This window comes from Bacillus sp. DX4.1, from assembly GCF_030348195.1.
Classification (GTDB): Bacteria; Bacillota; Bacilli; order Bacillales; family Bacillaceae_G; genus Bacillus_A.
Map to the genome: position 1 here is coordinate 425603 of NZ_JAUCFT010000008.1, position 17772 is coordinate 443374.

14 protein-coding genes and 2 pseudogenes are annotated in these 17772 nt (G+C 34.9%); 11 read left to right on the top strand and 5 right to left on the bottom strand.

Annotated features, from left to right (window positions below; translation table 11 throughout):
• Positions 1 to 600: 600 nt before the first annotated feature.
• A pseudogene (locus tag QUF99_RS05575) lies at positions 601 to 1739 on the top strand (IS3 family transposase).
• 71 nt (positions 1740 to 1810) lie between these two features.
• Here QUF99_RS05575 and QUF99_RS05580 read toward each other — a convergent pair.
• Positions 1811 to 2905 carry a YheC/YheD family endospore coat-associated protein gene (locus QUF99_RS05580; protein ID WP_289368959.1) on the bottom strand — a complete coding sequence of 365 codons (1095 nt, stop codon included), beginning with the start codon at positions 2903 to 2905 and terminating at the stop codon, positions 1811 to 1813.
• Between the two features lie 157 nt (positions 2906 to 3062).
• On the opposite strand from QUF99_RS05580, the gene QUF99_RS05585 reads away from it, so the two are divergent.
• Positions 3063 to 3386, top strand: a complete 324-nt coding sequence (locus QUF99_RS05585) for a hypothetical protein (RefSeq protein ID WP_289368960.1) — start codon at positions 3063 to 3065, stop codon at positions 3384 to 3386.
• 181 nt (positions 3387 to 3567) lie between these two features.
• Complete coding sequence (locus QUF99_RS05590; protein ID WP_289368961.1) at positions 3568 to 4473, top strand: recombinase family protein; 906 nt, start codon at positions 3568 to 3570, stop codon at positions 4471 to 4473.
• 658 nt (positions 4474 to 5131) lie between these two features.
• Here QUF99_RS05590 and QUF99_RS05595 read toward each other — a convergent pair.
• On the bottom strand, positions 5132 to 5650 hold the full coding sequence (locus tag QUF99_RS05595) for a general stress protein (protein ID WP_286123327.1): 519 nt from the start codon (positions 5648 to 5650) through the stop codon (positions 5132 to 5134).
• A gap of 460 nt (positions 5651 to 6110) precedes the next feature.
• On the opposite strand from QUF99_RS05595, the gene QUF99_RS05600 reads away from it, so the two are divergent.
• The gene (locus tag QUF99_RS05600; RefSeq protein WP_286123328.1) at positions 6111 to 6644 is read left to right on the top strand and encodes a YehS family protein; all 534 of its coding nucleotides are present in this window, start codon (positions 6111 to 6113) and stop codon (positions 6642 to 6644) included.
• Between the two features lie 344 nt (positions 6645 to 6988).
• A complete protein-coding gene (locus QUF99_RS05605) occupies positions 6989 to 7696 on the top strand; it encodes a M48 family metallopeptidase (RefSeq protein WP_289368962.1) in 708 nt (235 codons plus the stop codon).
• 311 nt (positions 7697 to 8007) lie between these two features.
• On the opposite strand, the gene QUF99_RS05610 is transcribed toward QUF99_RS05605, so the two are convergent.
• Positions 8008 to 10077 (bottom strand): peptidoglycan-binding protein, encoded by a 2070-nt coding sequence (locus QUF99_RS05610; RefSeq protein ID WP_289368963.1) that lies wholly within the window; start codon positions 10075 to 10077, stop codon positions 8008 to 8010.
• Between the two features lie 167 nt (positions 10078 to 10244).
• Here QUF99_RS05610 and QUF99_RS05615 point away from each other — a divergent pair.
• Together QUF99_RS05615 and QUF99_RS05620 are read left to right on the top strand one after the other, a co-directional pair.
• A pseudogene (locus QUF99_RS05615) lies at positions 10245 to 10457 on the top strand (helix-turn-helix transcriptional regulator).
• Positions 10454 to 10852 carry a hypothetical protein gene (locus QUF99_RS05620; protein ID WP_289368964.1) on the top strand — a complete coding sequence of 133 codons (399 nt, stop codon included), beginning with the start codon at positions 10454 to 10456 and terminating at the stop codon, positions 10850 to 10852. The pseudogene QUF99_RS05615 and the gene QUF99_RS05620 overlap by 4 nt, the downstream one beginning before the upstream one ends.
• 460 nt (positions 10853 to 11312) lie before the next feature.
• Here QUF99_RS05620 and QUF99_RS05625 read toward each other — a convergent pair whose 3' ends face one another.
• Both QUF99_RS05625 and QUF99_RS05630 read right to left on the bottom strand, forming a co-directional pair.
• On the bottom strand, positions 11313 to 12017 hold the full coding sequence (locus QUF99_RS05625) for a GNAT family N-acetyltransferase family protein (protein WP_289368965.1): 705 nt from the start codon (positions 12015 to 12017) through the stop codon (positions 11313 to 11315).
• Between the two features lie 13 nt (positions 12018 to 12030).
• Complete coding sequence (locus QUF99_RS05630; protein WP_289368966.1) at positions 12031 to 13140, bottom strand: mandelate racemase/muconate lactonizing enzyme family protein; 1110 nt, start codon at positions 13138 to 13140, stop codon at positions 12031 to 12033.
• 339 nt (positions 13141 to 13479) lie between these two features.
• On the opposite strand from QUF99_RS05630, the gene QUF99_RS05635 reads away from it, so the two are divergent.
• The 4 genes from QUF99_RS05635 to QUF99_RS05650 all read left to right on the top strand — a co-directional run bounded on the left by QUF99_RS05635 (position 13480) and on the right by QUF99_RS05650 (position 17768).
• On the top strand, positions 13480 to 14586 hold the full coding sequence (locus QUF99_RS05635; protein WP_289368967.1) for a M20 peptidase aminoacylase family protein: 1107 nt from the start codon (positions 13480 to 13482) through the stop codon (positions 14584 to 14586).
• 179 nt (positions 14587 to 14765) lie between these two features.
• On the top strand, positions 14766 to 15701 hold the full coding sequence (locus tag QUF99_RS05640) for a DUF4145 domain-containing protein (RefSeq protein ID WP_289368968.1): 936 nt from the start codon (positions 14766 to 14768) through the stop codon (positions 15699 to 15701).
• A 344-nt stretch (positions 15702 to 16045) separates the two neighbouring features.
• Complete coding sequence (locus QUF99_RS05645; protein WP_289368969.1) at positions 16046 to 16654, top strand: SAM-dependent methyltransferase; 609 nt, start codon at positions 16046 to 16048, stop codon at positions 16652 to 16654.
• Between the two features lie 529 nt (positions 16655 to 17183).
• A complete protein-coding gene (locus tag QUF99_RS05650) occupies positions 17184 to 17768 on the top strand; it encodes a Crp/Fnr family transcriptional regulator (protein ID WP_289368970.1) in 585 nt (194 codons plus the stop codon).
• The last annotated feature ends 4 nt before the right edge of the window (positions 17769 to 17772 follow it).

The following is a 17772-nucleotide window of genomic DNA, read 5'->3' on the forward strand; positions in this document are numbered from 1 at the left end:
CAATATGTTGAACGGTTAATACCTATTAACCGAATAAATGTTGATGTGTTGAAAGATCAACAAAAATGGCTGAGGAGAAATTTTAAAGCAGATTTATTTAGGATTAATCGAAGTGAACCTTACCATAAGTAGGGGCGGTTTTTCTCGAATTAAATAAAAGACCTTATTATATTTTTCTAATATTATCTTTTTTTAAAGTAATGCTACTTAGAAGCATTCGTTCTAAACCATTTCAATTGGATGATTAACACAAACCATATGCTAATGGTTTTGCATTACGATGATTTAAAAAAGAAAATCGTTTCTCCCCAGTTGTATTATAGAGACTGTCACTAATCAATGATCTCCTAAGAGACAGTCCCATTCAACTATTTCGTATCCATAAAACCTCATTTACTTATGGTCAGGCTCACTCAACAATTATACTTGCGGGTTTTTGTCTAAACATAAAAGAATAGTATAATTATGATAGAACATTTATCAAGGAAATAAAAAATAATCTCATTCACATGGAAGAAGTTAAGAGCTAGAGTTAGTATAGTTTCATGGACACACCTTAGTTAAGTCTTTACAATGTATCTCAAGGAAGGATGTGTCCGTATGGAACGTAAAAATACAGGCAAAAAATACAATGACGAGTTTAAGAAAACGGTGGTGGACTTATATCATTCAGGTACCTCTGTGGAAGAATTAAGTAACGAATATGACGTTTCTGATATGACGATCTACAAATGGATCAAAGATTTTACTCCTATTGGAACGGAGGAGGAATCCCTCACCCCCAAAGAGCTGGCTGCTATTCAAAAGGAGAATCTGCGTTTAAAACAGGAGATTGAAATCTTAAAAAAGGCTATGGTCATATTCGCGAAAAAGTAACCGATACAGAGCTGATCGATTTTATTAATGAGCAGAAAGAACAGCACTTGGTTCAGATGATGTGTGAGGTACTGGCTGTTCCTAGAAGTACGTACTATTATTCCTTACACCAAACAGAGCGTGAAAACCAGGATTTAACCAAGAAAATCATCCAGATCCACCAAGAAAGTAAAGAACGATATGGAGCTCCGAAAATTCATCAAACACTACTTAAAGACGGATGTTCCGTGAGTTTGAAGCGTGTGCAGCGTCTCATGGCAAAAGCAGAGATTCGTTCGATTACCAGGAAAAAATACCGGCCGCACTCCAGCTGGGAAAAAGTACTTGAACGTAAAAACCTGTTGGAAAGAGACTTCTCTACTACTACCATCAATGAGAAATGGGTAGCCGATATCACCTACATCCATACGTTAAAAGATGGCTGGGGTTATTTGGCTTCCGTTTTGGATTTACACTCTAAGAAATTTGTGAGCTATTCATTTTCACGCACTATGACAACAGACTTGGCAATGAAAGCTTTAGAAAACTCTTACTCCGTTCAAAAACCAGCCAAGGATTTACTCTTGCATACAGATTTAGGTTCACAATATACAAGCTCTGAGTTTAGATAACGCGTTCAATCTCACGGCATCATTCGATCATTTAGCCAAAAAGGCTGCCCTTATGACAATACTTGTATCGACTCCTTTCACGCCATATTAAAGAAAGAAGAAGTCAACCATGTACAATATCTAGACTACCATTCAGCCAAATTAGCTATGTTTCAGTTTATTGAAGGTTGGTACAACAGAAAAAGAATACATAGCAGTTTGGGGTACCAAACTCCCCAAATTGTCGAGGATCAAATCAAACGATCAGCATAACACTTAACTTTTTTGTGTCCAAAATATTGACTCAAATCCAATCCTTATTAGGATGGATAAAAGATAATAAATTAACTATTTTTATAAAGATATTTACTATACTCTAATGGATTAAGAAAAGCTTTGAATATCATTTTTTTATCATAGACCCAGAAAGAGTTTTTCCCAGGTTTTGCATTACTCTCAATAAACCAAATTTTCCCCTTACTATCAATTCCAATATCAATTCCCATCTCACCGAAATGTCCGTAAGAAAGTTCTAACTCTTCATAAATTATCTTTAATAGATTTTCAATACGTAATCTTAAGGATCTCACTTGTTCGTCAGAATATTGAAGTTTATTTTTGAAGAAATTCTTAAACTGATAAATGTTAGGCTTAGATTTTGTATTTGTAATGGGAGAATTTCTGCTAGAAACTCGAATGGAATGTGCTACAAATTCTAATTCACCTTTCCCATTTCTTTGAACATCACTTCGAATATCGGAAATGTTTCCATCTATACTTAGTAGGTCAATGGCATGTTGAATAATAAATTTTCTACTTTTAAAAAAATTCATAATCACATTAAGAAGCTGATAGAAACTATTAACTTTATTCGCTACAAGTTTTCCTTTTTTTACATAACTGTATTTGTAGTGATTGTCCGTCTTCAGCTTCTCAACACATAGGACACCTATACCGTTATTTTGTTTAAATGACTTTAAATAAACTTTATTCACATCACTAAACATGTTATTTAAATCATCAGGATGTTTGTATAATTTGGTAAAAGGTAGATGTGGCCTAATTTGATCATTTTTCATAAGTTTTGTATATACATCCCACTTATCAAAATAATATTGATTATTGACACGCTTTATCTTTTTGATTTGTTCATTGTTACGAAACTTTTTAGCGGAATCTCGTCTTCTACTATAAATAATATCAGGATAAGGAAAGCGTTTTCTTTCCCATAGATTCGTTGTTTCATTATAATAAACACCATCAATTTGTTGATTGCTATAGTCAATACTGTTTAAAGAAAAATAATAAAGAGTGGTTTTCGCCTTACGGTTCGCTTTTCGGAGCATAGATCCATTACGCCTATTTTTTTGATTCAATAATCTATTGATTAGTTTTTTAAATACAAATACACCAATAATTGGTCTTTGAAATGAATTCATACTTTTCTCTCCTTAAATTATATTTCCTATACATACTATGAAAGTAAGAAAATGCTCGTATAGACACGAGTACTATGGTGACCAAATAAACCTATATGTCGGATTGAATGGGATAAACAATGGGAATGCAGTTTCAGAGTTAGCGAAGCGTATCGGATTGTCAAGAAAAAAGCTGACCAAAGAGCAAAAAGTAGAGGTCAGTAAACGGCGGGAAGATAGAATGATTGAAAAACGGTTTGAACAGGAATATAAACGATTGTTTTATTATCTTTGCAACTTACGGGATTCCATGAAAGCCAAAGGTAAAAATTACAAAGACATAGACCAGGTAGAGCAAGATCCTCTTTTAATCCGTTATTATCACGAAATTGCCTACCATGAGTTTTTACTCGATGGATTATTAGCTGGGCTTTTGGAGGAAATTGACTTTGACCAGCAGATTGATTTTTTCGAATCTGCTATTGGAGTTGTTAATAATTAGAAAGTGTTGCTAAAAAAACAAAAGCTGAAAGGCTTCGAGAGCGTGGCACAGATAAGCTATTAGGAGAAGTTAACACAAAACAAAAAAAGGAGCAGTCCTTTAATTATACTGATTTAGGTAATGCCGAGCGTTTGATGTATGAACATGGGGAGAATTTTCGGTATCATATCGAGCGAAAAAAATGGATGAAGCGTGGTATCCTACTCCTGCATATGTTGCAGGAAAGAAAAATGCGGGACAGTATTGGCACGGCTCTACGATTAAAAACATTTTAAAAAACCCTCATTATGTAGGTGATTTAGTACAAGGTCGGACAAAAGTGCGAAGTGTAGTGGATAAAACTCGAGATGAAGTTGCTCAAGAAAATTGGATTATAGTAAAAAATTCACATGAGCCAATAATAACAAGAGAAGAATTTGAAGCAGTACAAAATATAATGGAAAGCAGATATATGAAGCGTCCAAAAGCCCAAATTCATCTTTTTACAAATGTAATCTATTGTGCTGATTGTGGTACAGGGTTATGGTTTTTGAAAAATCGTAATGGTTATGTATGCGGTAGATTTAAAAAACATGGTGTAAATGCATGTAGCAGTCATAGTGTGAAAGAACAATATATTAAGGAAAAAATATTGGGCGATGTAAAAAAGCTTATTTCTGCTTCGGTCGATGAAAAAGATTTACTTAAAAAGGTTCGCCCCCAAATCAAGAAGCAAGAACAAACATTATATAAAGAAATAGAAATTAAGGAAAACAAAATTGCTGAGCTGAAAATGGAAAATAAGAAATTTTTAAAGTTGTTGGCGAATGAGGTAATAGAAAAAGTTGATTATGATGAAGCGGTTAATGAAAATAGAAATGAAATAAAAAAGCTACAATCGGAAGTTTTACAAAAAAAGGATATGTTAAAACGGTATACAAAAAGTACAGAGATGGTTCAAAAAGTCCAAAATGAGCTAAAAAAGCTTATAAATATAAATGATATAACACCAGAGTTACTTCATAAGCTTATTCATAAAATTGAGGTAAAGGAAAACAAGGATCTTATTATCCATTATCGTTTTTTTAACCCTTTTTTTGTCAATTAAAGTAGTGACCAGTACTCCTCACATGTGGAGTGCGTGGCGCAACTCATTTTAAAAGAAGGCAAATAACAGCGCGGAGTATCGCAAGAGCGTAGTCATACAATCCAGATATTATCACTGATGGGCCGACGGGAAACTTTGATGATACCATCAAAGAAAGTATCATGAATATACTATCGCGATTAGTCATGATGACGACATTATGTGTAATTGCCGTCAACCTTTCAAAACTGTTTCAGCCTATGTCAGTGAACCGTGGAGGTTGAATGCGGGAAAGCCGTCTTTCTTAAAATAAGTTTGGGGCAGGAAACGGGCAGTGTTTTTGAGAAATCAAAGCACTGTTTTTTCTTTTAGTCAACGCTGCGGGCTATTTTTACTGCAAGCATGATTTATGGAGATGTACTTGAATTCATGGTACCGAGGCAATGTCTATGGTTGCTATCTCCAGTTCTGTACAAATGGCAGCATGGGGCTGTGTAGAAGTAATAAAGTTCTTTAATTTTACTCTTAAAAACACAAAGGAGGTACTACTAAGAATGTAGCATCTCCTTTTAAAGTTATTTAAAATATCCTCTATTTCATAATTAGATTAATAAAAACAAATAATGGAGTTGTTTAATTTTTCTTATTCTTAAAGCTTCATAAGTTCAACATAATATTTTTATAAAATACGTTTAAAATCTTTGTTTATACTTGCTTGTTTTAGTCTTTTTGATTTCACCAGGTATTTAATATCAGAGATATTATCATATGAAAGTTGAACATAATAATAGTTAATATACTCAAGCAATGCAAAAACATAAATAAATCCTGCAATTGATAATCCTCCTAAAGGTAATAAAGGATACCAATAAAAAAAATCGATAACAAACATAATAAGTCCGGCGATAATCATTCCAATATTCACTTTCTGTAAATTTTTTAATCGTTGAACAATCCAAACGGGAGTAATAGATGTCTTTTCCTTTTTTAGTCTTTTCCATTTTACGTACCAGTAAACAGTCCCTTGTAGTAAGAGAAACTCCAAAAGAAGAAATGAAATCCAAAAAGAATATAGCGAGTATAAATGTAATTTAGGATAAACATAATTAATTAAATAACTTAGAAAAACAAAACTAATTATTGAAAATAATTCACCTGTATATAAATAGAATAGCCTCTTTTCTATATTTCTTCTCATAGTTCTCACCTTTTATCATTATTATTAGGTTTTAAACATCTTTATTATTTTTTTACTGACTTTATTATTTTTTCAACAACTTTATTGTTCGCGAACAGCGGCGGAAAGAGTCTTATAAGCGTACTTCCGGGTTTAATAAATATGGACCAGATCCACAGGCGCAATGAAAGAGACAAGAATGAATCAAAACATCATTTTAATCTTTCCTCAGACTCAAGGTCTTCTTGGGGTTTTTGGTATAACCTTCACAAATATTAATTCGGGTAAAACTATAAAACATGTCTTTAAAGTGTTAAAGTATTAATTTAGCGGGCATTAGCTTAAAAGTGTTGGGTGATCCAATCTTAAGGACGATTCTTGGTGATACGATTATATTTAACATGATAATTTGGAATTTAGAGCATGTTAGAGGATACGCTTTGACTGCTGTGCAATAGTCAATATTTTAGGAGGGTTAACGATGAGTATGAGCAATAATGATATATTAATTAGATTAAGATATGCTCTGGATATAAAAGATATAGATATGGTGGAGATATTTAAACTTGGTGGCATTGAATTAACAAAAGAAGAAGTGCTGGAGATGCTTACAAAATCAAAAAACAGTTACCATAATGAAGCTGACAATGATGATGATATAGTTGAAAATGATTACGTAATAAAATGCAATAATATTATGTTAGAGTCATTTTTGAATGGTTTTATTACTTTTAAAAGAGGAAAACAAGATCCAAAACCAGGGCAACCGGATAGACAAGCGATGTCTTTAAAGAATAAAGGAAGTGTCAATAATCTCATTCTAAAGAAATTGAAAATAGCACTAGCATTAACAAGTGAGGATATGCTTGATATATTAGAAGACGTAGGAGTCATGGTAACAAAAGGAGAATTAAGCGCTCTATTAAGAAAAGAAGGCCATAAGAATTATAAAGAGTGCGGTGATAGATACGCAAGGAATTTCTTAAAGGGATTAACTGTAAAATATAGAGGATAAGGAATCACCAATTAATTCTTTAATATAAATTATAATTAGGACACATCTTTTACGTATAAATGATGCAGGGGAAAACTATCCCGAAGCAACAAGCGTTGTAACTAATTAACGTTCCATGTATTTCCATAAACGCTCGCTGCATGGTGAGCGCGCATGTATATTCATGTTAAGAAGCTAAACGATACAATGGATGGAGTAGGAATCTTTATCCTGCTCTCATTTTTTTCATCATTTTTGATGTTAATTTTATCATTTGTAGTTTTGAAACAATGCATTTTTCTCAACCAAATACCACGCATAGTCATAATGCGAAAATAACATGAACGAATACTCTAGGTGATGAAATGATACATACATACTCAGGTGAGACAATTAGTTTTGATATAAATTACAAAAAGCGGAAATCCATAGGCATATATATAGATTCTTACGGAAATGTTGAAGTGCAGGCTCCTAAAGGGACGCCTGTTGAATACGTGCTCCAATTGTTAGAGGAAAAATGGGATTGGATTCAGAAAACATCCAAGGAAATGAAGGATAGAATGCTTGGGCCACAGGAGAAGGTCTATGATCATGGAGAGAGCTTTCTGTATTTAGGGAACACATATCCTATACAGATTTCTCAAGATGCAAGTATTCAACAAGACCATGCAGTGTTTGAAGGGGATAAGCTGCATATATATGTGAAACAGCTTGAGGATGAGAAAATAAAACAAGCCTTAAAACGATTTTATTATCAGCAGTGTAAAGCGTTAGTAGAGAAGAGTATCCAATCTTATCAAAGCAACTTTAAAACAAAGCCGCGTTCAATCCGTATTTCAGATAGTAACCGTACCTGGGGAACCTGTGATTCAAAGCTGCAGTTAACATTTAATTGGAAGCTGGCAATGGCACCGCTGAGAGTAATCGACTATGTAGTTGTTCACGAAATGTGCCATATGGTCCATCTAAATCATGATCGATCCTTTTGGCGCCTTGTTGGGAAAATAATGCCTGATTATAAGGAACTGGAGAACTGGTTAGCATTATCAAGCTGGAAAATGACTGTTTAGCAGTGATATCGTTGGAGCGATTACCATTGCACTACAGTTTTAGTTTATAATTGCTTCTTCTCTTATAACTAAACTCACAAACATCTCATTGTATTGCCGCATACACTCTGGACATGTGGAGTGCGTGGCTTAGCTTAGTTTGAATGAAGGCAACTAACCCTTATGGGTGTTGCCTTTTTACGTTTCTTGTAAAGGGTTTACAAAACTGTATTGAATATGAACAGTGCCCTCGTGATTACAAGTGATCTTCTTAACCAGTGAATGAAGGATTGGCGGTGTTAATTCCTTTAAGTTTAGTACATCCTTATAGCCTAAATTTTAGACCATTCATTCGTAATTGCATTCCAAGTCATTTTGCCTATCGTTCCGTCTTGGGTTAAGCCAAACAATCTTTGAAACGTGTTGACCGCGCTTTGTGTTGCATTACCAAAAACACCATCAGCTGTAAGTTCGGGAAAGGACGTATAAACGTTTGAGATGTCATTAAGATAACTTTGCATTAATTCCACATTATTACCCACGGAGCCTACGCGCAGCACAGTTCCCGGATACTCAGGTAGAAGTCTTGAGGTAGTAATTTTTTTGTACTCTGCTACAATACTATTCCACGTAGATGGACCTATAATTCCATCAGGTGTCAAACCAAATTGGTTTTGAAAGGTGATGACCGCGCTTTGTGTTCCATTGCCAAAAATACCATCAGCTATAAGCTTGGGAATAGTTGTATAAACATTTGAAATTGCATTTAGATATTGTTGCATTAATAAAACGTTGTCACCTCTGGAACCTATTCGCAGAAGCATTCCTGGGTAAGGCGGTGTCGTTTCGGGCGGTTGAACGGGCTCCGGTGGCGGAACGGTCCCGGGCAGGGGTTTAGGAATTACCACATTATGGTTAATGCCCTTATAAACCTTATAAAGCATATCCCAAGTGGCGGGACCAACAGCTCCATCAGGAGTCAAATTAAATGTTTTTTGGAACTCTATAACCGATGTTTTTGTTGTAGCTCCAAATGTTCCATCGCGTATTACAGAAGGCACAGAGGGATAAAACTCTGAAATAGTACTTAGAATAAATTGCAGTTGAGCGACGTTAGAACCTTTTGAGCCTTCTCTTAAAACTACGCTTGGCGGAGTTTCTCCTATATCGATCCATTCGCCTTCACTTTCAAGCTCTCCAAGTTTCTTAACCACTATATATAAATAAGATATTTTATACCATGTATCTTTACCGATTACACCGTCCTGCGGTAAAGCAAAAATACTTTGAAATGTTTTGACTGCTTCGGTAGTATCACCTCCAAATACTCCGTTTGGATTTGATATTTGTAGAATAAGCGGATAGTTTGCTCTTATTCTATTCAAATACCTTTGCATTGATTGAACAGGGTATCCCTGACTTCCTTCCCGTAATGGTGTACCGGGATATGACTCGGTTACACTGATCGTATTATTGGTTTCTACCACTTCAATGTCATCAGGGTAGTAATATTTAAGTATTTGAACAGAAGACATACCTTGTTCTGCGAGCGGAACTGTACCCCACTGCGAAAGTCCCCCTGGACAGGTTGACGTTGTTCCATTACAGAATTGTGTAAAAAATGGTTCTTTTCGCCCCTTTCTTCGAACAAATTCGTTAAATATTCCATCAACAATACTACTTATGTTTTCAAATATATCTCTGCCGTCCACAAAAGCTTGATCAACACTTGTGGAATTTGATATATCAAAATCATAGCCTCTTGACCTATACCATTCAGTGTACACTCTGTTTAGTGCAAAAGTGATTTGAGCATATATGTTCGCTTCGAGTGAGGCTTGTGGCCAGGTTGGATAGATCTCGCTGGATGCTACGTTTTTGATGTAGTCAATAAATTTAACTCGAACATTTCTTGCTCCTGAGTCAGGGTGGGCAAGATGTACTGTAATATAATCGGGAATGGCTACATCGCGAAGCACTTTAAGTTGTACTAAAGGTCCCTGTTGTTTCCGATTTACTTGAGTTAGAAGTCCGTGTGACGGAATGTTTACTTCCTTTACCAATTTGCTTTTTTCAAATGTTTTCGGTACAGGCGACATATTCACAGGTAGTGTAGATGTTACAGTGTCAAATATCTGCACGCCACGAATAACATTCGAGATAAATTTTTCGTGTCTAATCTCCACATCATATATAGAATAATAAGGACCTGGATTGTTATGTCTTAACGTCTGTGCTTTATCTGGAGCGTATAATGCTACTGCTTCAGTATTTCCGCTCTCATCCGTTTTCAATTGGTAAATAATTTTTCCACTGCTGTCTTTGATTACAACATTTGCCCCGCGTACCGGTAAAGCGCCATCTCCGGTACGTGCTTCTATTTTTAAATAGCCTAAACCCATAATAAACCTCCATTTATTGAGTTTATTTAATATTCGTCTTCATAATTCATTATATTTTACGATTGACATTTTATTATTTGAAGTTCTATAAAACTAATGTTTTGTGGATTTTTAGTTAATGGTATTATTAATATGGAATTTTCTTTACATATTTGTGGGTGAGTATTTTGAAAAATTTAATTCAAATTCAAAGGAAGACTAGGGGATTGTCACAAGAAGAACCTACTAGGAAATGTAAAGTATCAAGACAAACAATTAATGCCATTGAAAATGACAAGTAAGACCCTAGTTTACAATTGGCATTTATTTTGTCTAATGTTTTAGGTCTACCTATCGAAAAATTATTTATTTTTAATTACGAAAGGGAGGAGCAAAAATGACAATTCTAAAAAAAGTTAGTGTAATTTGTTCTCTTACTCTTATTATTGCTGTTGGTGGATTTGGTATATATGAGTGGATAAGTAAGGACGTAATTAATGCGTCCACTCTTTTCTTTTTATTTTTGGGTATCGGTTATTTCTTTCAATCTATCACATGGGGTGAAATGAAAGGAAAACATGAGGGGGAAAAAGATGAATTAGAAAAACATATAACACTCTTAAGTTCAAAAATAAGTTATTATCTATTGCTTGTATTGATGTTAATTGTTTTAATTTTATCGGAGAGAGTAACTGCAATGAATGACATAAGAAATATTCCTCTTGTTATTGTAATCGGATTAACTTTTATAACACTTCCTATTACGGAATTTGTTGTTTCAAAAAAATATCGTTAGAATAATAGTATAGGTTGGAGAGGTTTATATTCTTTTATATAAATACAAATTAAAAAACCGACATAAAACCCTTCTTTTTAGGTGGGAGAGAGCATCCGGTCATGCATAGAAGCGGTCAGATCCTTTTCCTGCCCAGACATAGTGAAAACAAAGAGAGAAAACGAGTGCAGGTCACCTTTTGTGATCCATAGCCGCGGTTTATATGTAGAAAAATCAAAATGTATTTATATAGTATTTTAAACGTTTAAATCAGTATATCTTGTCATCCGTTCCGATATGGTCAAGGTACATAGTCACTCGATGCGCTCGTGCTCCTTTATTAGAGAGGGTATAGCCTACTTAAGGAGGTATAGTTGCATTTAATGATCAATACAAAATAAGGTATCCCTAACAGTGATACCTTATCTTTCTTTTATATAGCAATGAATAAAACAGGAGAACAGACATAGTTGCCTTACATCTACATCATTTTCCTCCCAAACGTCATCCAATACTCCCCATCTCGTTCTTTCATCTCATACCCACAATAACCTTCTACTAATAACCTCTGTTGACCAGCAATATCACTCATTGGAAGTTCTTCTACGTTCGTCCATTCTTTTTTTCTCTCACTCTGTAATTCTTTCACAAACACATACCGCAATCGGTCGCTATATTTTTCTTTTAGCGCAGCAACTTCCATTCCTTGAGCGAACTTATCTTTTAAACTAGGGATATTGAATGGTGCAACAGTGCAACACACGTAATCGTATTTGTTATCTAACTGCTTTAATTGCTCCATAATAAGGTTCGCTAATGTTTTCTGAATCCCGTTTCCACGGTAGGCTGGATGAACGTTTGAGATTTCTTGATAGATGACACGGTCTAATTCTTTATCTGTTAAGCCAATATCAAATCCTAAATGCTCTTCATCAATAGGTGGAACTAAGAGCCCGCGAAACGCAATGAGTTGTTCGTCCACAAACGCACCAATCATCAATCCATTTCCGTTTAATATATATTGATATTCTTCTAACGTAAGAGGTTGCAAGCTTTCCTTGTTTTCTAATGCTTCAATCACAGCATCCTGTAAGGATAAAATTTGCTGGATGTGATCTAAAGATAATGGTGCGACCTTGAATATTTGCTCGTTTTGTTTCAACGCTCCTTCATAAAGAATGTTCATATTTTGGCCTCCTTTAGCAAATAACATCTTGAAAAACAGTTAATTCATTGAGTACATCTTCATTAACATCAACACCTAATCCAGGTTTATCTGTTAAGCGAATAAAAGGTACATCATAGGAGAGGTTCCCGATATCTTTTGTGAATTTTAATGGTCCTGTTAGTTCGACACTTGTAATAATTTTTTTGGAAAAAGCAACATGAAATCCTGCGGAAGATGCAACAGATGATTCAACCATCGAACCAATTTGACATTCAATTCCAGCCATTTCTGCTTGATGAGCTAGTTTGACGGCTGGATAGATTCCACCACATTTCATTAATTTAATGTTCACTTTATCAGCTGCCTGCTTTTGAATAATTTGGCGCATTTCACGTGACCCTTTCAAGCCTTCGTCAATCATAAGCGAAAGATCTGTTTTTGATCTAATATAGGCCATTGCGTCGATATCATCGGCTATAACAGGCTGTTCAATCCAATCAATGTCCAAATGTCTAAGTGAACGTAATGCAGTTAACGTTGTAGCACTGTTTTTCCAACCTTGGTTCACATCAACGCGAATAGCTATATCATTTCCTACTCGTTCACGTACAGCTTCAATTCTCTCAACATCTTTTTTGACGTCTGTTCCGACCTTCATTTTAAAGGATTGATAACCTTTGTTCATCATGGAAGCAGCTTCTTCCGCCATGTTTTCTGGGGAAGCAATGCTTAAAACATGGGTAATTGGGAATTCTTCATGATAGCGACCACCAATCAATTGATACACAGGTTGCCCGAATTTTTTCCCCATTAAGTCAAAGCAAGCAATATCAATCGCGGCTTTTGCAGTAGGTACCCCGTAGATGGTTTGATTCATTATGTCATGTATCTTCTCAATATTCATTGGATTTACACCTAGTAAGGCCGGAGCTAATGTATGTTTTAAAACATGGAAGGTGCTTTCCCATGTTTCACCTGTGACATGATCATCGGCTACTCCTTCACCATAACCGACAATGCCTTCATCCGTTTCGATTTTCACAATAATAGAGGGCATATCATGATAAGTGCCGTAACTGATAATAAATGGATGACGAAGTGGTAAACGAATCGCATAAAGATGGATTGCTGTGATTTTCATTGAGTGAACCCCTTCCTGTTTACAATGTTTTTATCCGTTTAATAGATTTGGTATTAAATGTTCATAAGGAGTTTGAGCAAATGATGACTACTAAATGGAAAATCTGGATAATTAATATTTTGTTTATTTGTTCGAAAAAGAATTTTCAGAAATTAATCATTGTTTCCCTTATTATATTTCAAAAGAAATACGAGAACAATCGCTTGACATTTGAGTGAATATTCAATATGTTTTCGGGATAGGGCTGTTATAAATAAAAAAGCTGTTTTGTATCGAATAAATGTTATTTCAAAACAGTCTTAAGAGAACTGCTTCGAGTCTAGGAAGGAGAATGGAAAATTGAAAACAGTAGAGTTACAGGATCGTTTAAATGAAATTTTTCAGTATTTGCATGAGAACCCTGAAATAAGTTGGAAAGAATATAATACAACGGCCTATATTACTAAATTTCTAGAAGAAGAAGGAATTTCATATAAAGTATTTGATGATTGTCCTGGAGTTGTAGCGGAAATAGGAAGCGGGAAACCAGTTATCGCTATTCGAGCTGATATGGATGCATTATGGCAAGAAGTAGATGGGGAATTTAAAGCAAATCATTCATGTGGTCATGATGCTCACATGACGATTGTGATGGGGCTTATTTTACGGTTAAAAAATGTAGAGTGGCAAAAAGGAACAGTCCGCTTTATCTTTCAGCCTGCAGAAGAAAAAGGAAGTGGCGCTTTGAAGATGGTGGAGAAGGGAGCTATAGATGATGCAGATTTCTTATTCGGTGTTCATTTACGACCAATAGAGGAATTATCCTTGAAGCAAGCGGCACCATCTATTCGACATGGAGCTGCTGACTTTTTAGAAGCTGAAATATATGGGACTGATGCTCATGGCGCGCGGCCACACCAAGGTGTGAACGCAATTGATGTCATTTCAATGATTAATATTGGGTTGAAAAATATATGGCTTTCACCGCAACATTCATACTCCGTCAAAATGACGAGATGCCAAGCGGGTGGTGAAAGTTTAAATATTATTCCAGGGAATGGCCAATTTGCTTTAGATGTAAGGGCAGAAAGCAATCCGCTGTTGGATGAATTAAAGAACAAGATAGAAAAGGTTATCCAATCTACTGAATCGATGGGTGTGAAGATTTCTTATAAATGGGTCGATTTCGTACCTGGAGCAGAGGTATCAGAGGAAGCAGAGCAGTTCCTTCGTAAAGGAATTCTCCCAACATACGGAGAAGAGGGTTGTACCGGATCGCTTCTCACAGCAGGAAGTGATGATTTTCATTATTATACGGTCAAAAGGCCCCATTTAAAAGCTGCTATGCTAGGGTTAGGTGCAAATCTAAAACCAGGATTACATCACCCCCATATGAAGTTTGATCAATCTTGTGTGCTAGATGGAGTGCAAATATTGAAGCAAACCATAATGGAAGTTTTAAAATAATATTGTTTTTCCTTAAATTAAGAGATGATAGCTATCCTAAAAGGTCAAATTTACTTTTCCTTTTAGGATAGCTTTTTAATATGGTGCAGGTTCGAAACTTATATATGATAAAATTGAATGATATGTCATTGGAAAACTATAAGATTTGATAAATACATAGTTATTAAGGAGATATGATAATGCCTAATCATTCTTTATTTGAATTTGTTGGCCAATTTTCAAGTGAGTTAGCTGAACTTGCTCATCGTATTGAAAATCAGCTGTTGGATCAACCTCATGCGTCAATGATGCAGGCTCGTTTATATAGTGAACAACTAGTGAAGATTATTAGTAAAGAAGAAGAGCTTGAGGATATCTATCCGCTTAAGCACTCGGAGAAAATACATAAATTATATCGTCAAAATTTGATTGAAGAAGATATTTATATGAAATTGGAATGGATTAGAAAGAAAGGAAATAAAGCAGTACATGATGTAAAAGAAGTGGATATTCATGATGTGCTACAAGCTCACAAGTTTCTATTTGAGATTAGCGTCTGGTATATGCAAGTATATGTGAGCTACGATTTTGAACCTCCTATTTACAAGCTCCCTATTAAGAATGCTCAGGAAACGAATCCATTAGGAGTAAATGATATAGATGGTTTGATCAAGCCGTATTTAGATCAAACGTTGCAAAAAATTGATGATATGTGGTCAGAAGTTCATCAACAACTTGAAGCGATTAGGGAGGAGAAGGGACAAGGCCCAGAAAGTGTAGTAGTTAATGAAGCAGCAAATAAAATAAGTAAAGTACCGGAGAATCTATCTAATGTTTTTCTGAAAAATAATTTTCACTTAACAAATAAAACTGTTAAGGCTACTGAATTTGAAAATATTAACAATAAAGAAGTCATATACTTACTACCTAATCAAGAAATAACCATTGTTATAAACCCTATTACTGTTGAAAATGATTCAAGTTTTAAAAGTGAACATGACCGTAATAGTACTGCATTCAAAAAATTTCCGAAGCAAATGAAAAATGGGAAAAAGCCAATAAATTATGGATATTCTTTTAAATTCCAAACAGAAGCTGAGCTAGATTTCTTTTTAAATCGTTTAGGTAATATTTAATTTATCCCGCTATTCGCGGGCAGTAATATCCCCGCCCAAAAATTCAGCAAAACCAAGGAAGATAGGTAGGGGATAAACTGCCCGTAAAAGCCCGATTCGTTCAACTAATGATCAGTGGGAGGATGAAGAAACCCCCACTGATCATTAGTTGAACTTTATATACAGAGTTTAAAAAGAGTATTTGAAGGAGCCCGAGTGCTTCTAGGTTGGTTCTGCAGTTTTTACCAGCATCACATATTTTGTCGCATATACTTTGGACATATGGCATGTGGCTTGGTTAGAAAAGAATGATAAGTAGAACCCTGATTTTTATTAGGGTTCTTTTTAGAGAGAAGGAAAAATGGATGAACGAACAATATTATGATGCAGTGCTAAATATAAAAACAGTCGGAGACCAAAAGGGATTCAACAAATCTTTGCACTATCATCGTTATGAGCCGACGCCATATAGTGCATTAGAAACGCTATTTAATCAATATAACTTAAAAAGTAGTGATCGAGTTGTGGACTTTGGATGCGGAAAAGGGCGATTAAATTTCTATATCCATCATGCATGCGGTGCTTCAGCTGTTGGAATAGAAATGAACGAGACTTTCTACGAAGAAGCAATGGGAAATCGAGAACGTTATGCGAAGAAAGCGAGAAGTAGTAAAGATCAAATTCAATTTCAATGTTGCTTAGCGCAGGAATATGAGATTGATCCGCGCGACAATCGATTTTATTTCTTTAATCCATTTTCGGTACAAGTGTTTATGAATGTTATAAATAATATATTGCTTTCAGTGGAGGAAGTAGAGCGAGATATTGAAATTATTTTATATTATCCGTCGGAAGATTATATCTATTTCTTGGAGAATCAAACGGCATTTGAGTTGAAAGAGGAAGTTAGGTTGCCTGGGGTGTATGAACGGAATGCGAATGAGAGGTTTTTGATTTATGGGTCGGGGTGTTAGAAGGAGTAAAAAGATAAATAGGAAATGTCAGTGAGTATTTAAGATTACTAAGTTATGGCTTAGGATTAACTACGGTGAACCGTATCACAAGTGATAGTAAAGCGGAAGTTTGAAATAATAGTTGATAATGAGATATTACAAAGGCTCATATAATTGAATGACAGTTTACAATGACTATTTTGATGCTAGTGGCGCAATGTAACGGGATTAATTTATACTTGGAGCTGTTATCCAAGTATTCTTTTAATCCTAATCAATATTTCGGCGAATCAGATCATGAGTAAACCATTTTCAAATAATGCAAAAACTCTTGCTCAACCTATGTAAATGATCATCCTCATTTGTTATAAATAATCCATAATAAGTCGTAGCGAAGAACCATTATTTTTTCAACTAATATATTAAAGTAGGTTTATAATGAAAAAAGAAAGTTCAAAGCTATTTATTGAATAGCTTGCTAAGAAGTTTTGTAATACAAAGATGATGTTGATCATAATGACTTAATCAAAGGAGTTGAATGGAGAGAAAAATGAAAAAAATATTAATGAAGTATATAACTAGATTTACAACACTAAACGAAGAAGAACAACAGGCAATCGTTGAAGATGTAAAAATTGAAGAATATAAAAAAGGAACAATACTCCTTAGACAAGGAGATGTTCCGACTAAATGTTATTTTGTATTGAAGGGATGTGTTAGGCAGTATTCTATAGATGAAACGGGAAAAGAGGTCACATCCAATTTCTACACAGAAGAACAAGCCATTTCGAATTTCAATCATCATAAACAGGATAAGTCATCCGCGTACTCTTTAACTTGTCTAGAAGACTGTATATTGGTCGTTGGTGACCTTGACTCCGAAAAGGACATGTATAACAAATACTCACAATTGGAAACAATGACACGCAAGATGATCGAGCACAACTTTGGTGAGGTACAAGATGAATTGGCTTCATTTATTGCATCTACACCAGAAGAACGCTACAAAGCACTATTACGGAAACGACCTCATTTAATCGATCGTGTACCCCAACATCAATTGGCGAGTTATCTTGGTATTACCCCAGAATCATTAAGTAGAATCAAGAAGCGAATCAATAAAGATAAATTTTAGGAAG

What these genes read in the sequence shown, in the direction of transcription:
- QUF99_RS05580 (WP_289368959.1), bottom strand. Translation starts at nt 2,905, where the DNA reads ATGAATTCATTTCAAAGACCAATTATTGGTGTATTTGTATTTAAAAAA.
- QUF99_RS05590 (WP_289368961.1), top strand. Translation starts at nt 3,568, where the DNA reads ATGGATGAAGCGTGGTATCCTACTCCTGCATATGTTGCAGGAAAGAAA.
- QUF99_RS05595 (WP_286123327.1), bottom strand. Translation starts at nt 5,650, where the DNA reads ATGAGAAGAAATATAGAAAAGAGGCTATTCTATTTATATACAGGTGAA.
- QUF99_RS05600 (WP_286123328.1), top strand. Translation starts at nt 6,111, where the DNA reads ATGAGTATGAGCAATAATGATATATTAATTAGATTAAGATATGCTCTG.
- QUF99_RS05605 (WP_289368962.1), top strand. Translation starts at nt 6,989, where the DNA reads ATGATACATACATACTCAGGTGAGACAATTAGTTTTGATATAAATTAC.
- QUF99_RS05610 (WP_289368963.1), bottom strand. Translation starts at nt 10,077, where the DNA reads ATGGGTTTAGGCTATTTAAAAATAGAAGCACGTACCGGAGATGGCGCT.
- QUF99_RS05620 (WP_289368964.1), top strand. Translation starts at nt 10,454, where the DNA reads ATGACAATTCTAAAAAAAGTTAGTGTAATTTGTTCTCTTACTCTTATT.
- QUF99_RS05625 (WP_289368965.1), bottom strand. Translation starts at nt 12,017, where the DNA reads ATGAACATTCTTTATGAAGGAGCGTTGAAACAAAACGAGCAAATATTC.
- QUF99_RS05630 (WP_289368966.1), bottom strand. Translation starts at nt 13,140, where the DNA reads ATGAAAATCACAGCAATCCATCTTTATGCGATTCGTTTACCACTTCGT.
- QUF99_RS05640 (WP_289368968.1), top strand. Translation starts at nt 14,766, where the DNA reads ATGCCTAATCATTCTTTATTTGAATTTGTTGGCCAATTTTCAAGTGAG.
- QUF99_RS05645 (WP_289368969.1), top strand. Translation starts at nt 16,046, where the DNA reads ATGAACGAACAATATTATGATGCAGTGCTAAATATAAAAACAGTCGGA.
- QUF99_RS05650 (WP_289368970.1), top strand. Translation starts at nt 17,184, where the DNA reads ATGAAAAAAATATTAATGAAGTATATAACTAGATTTACAACACTAAAC.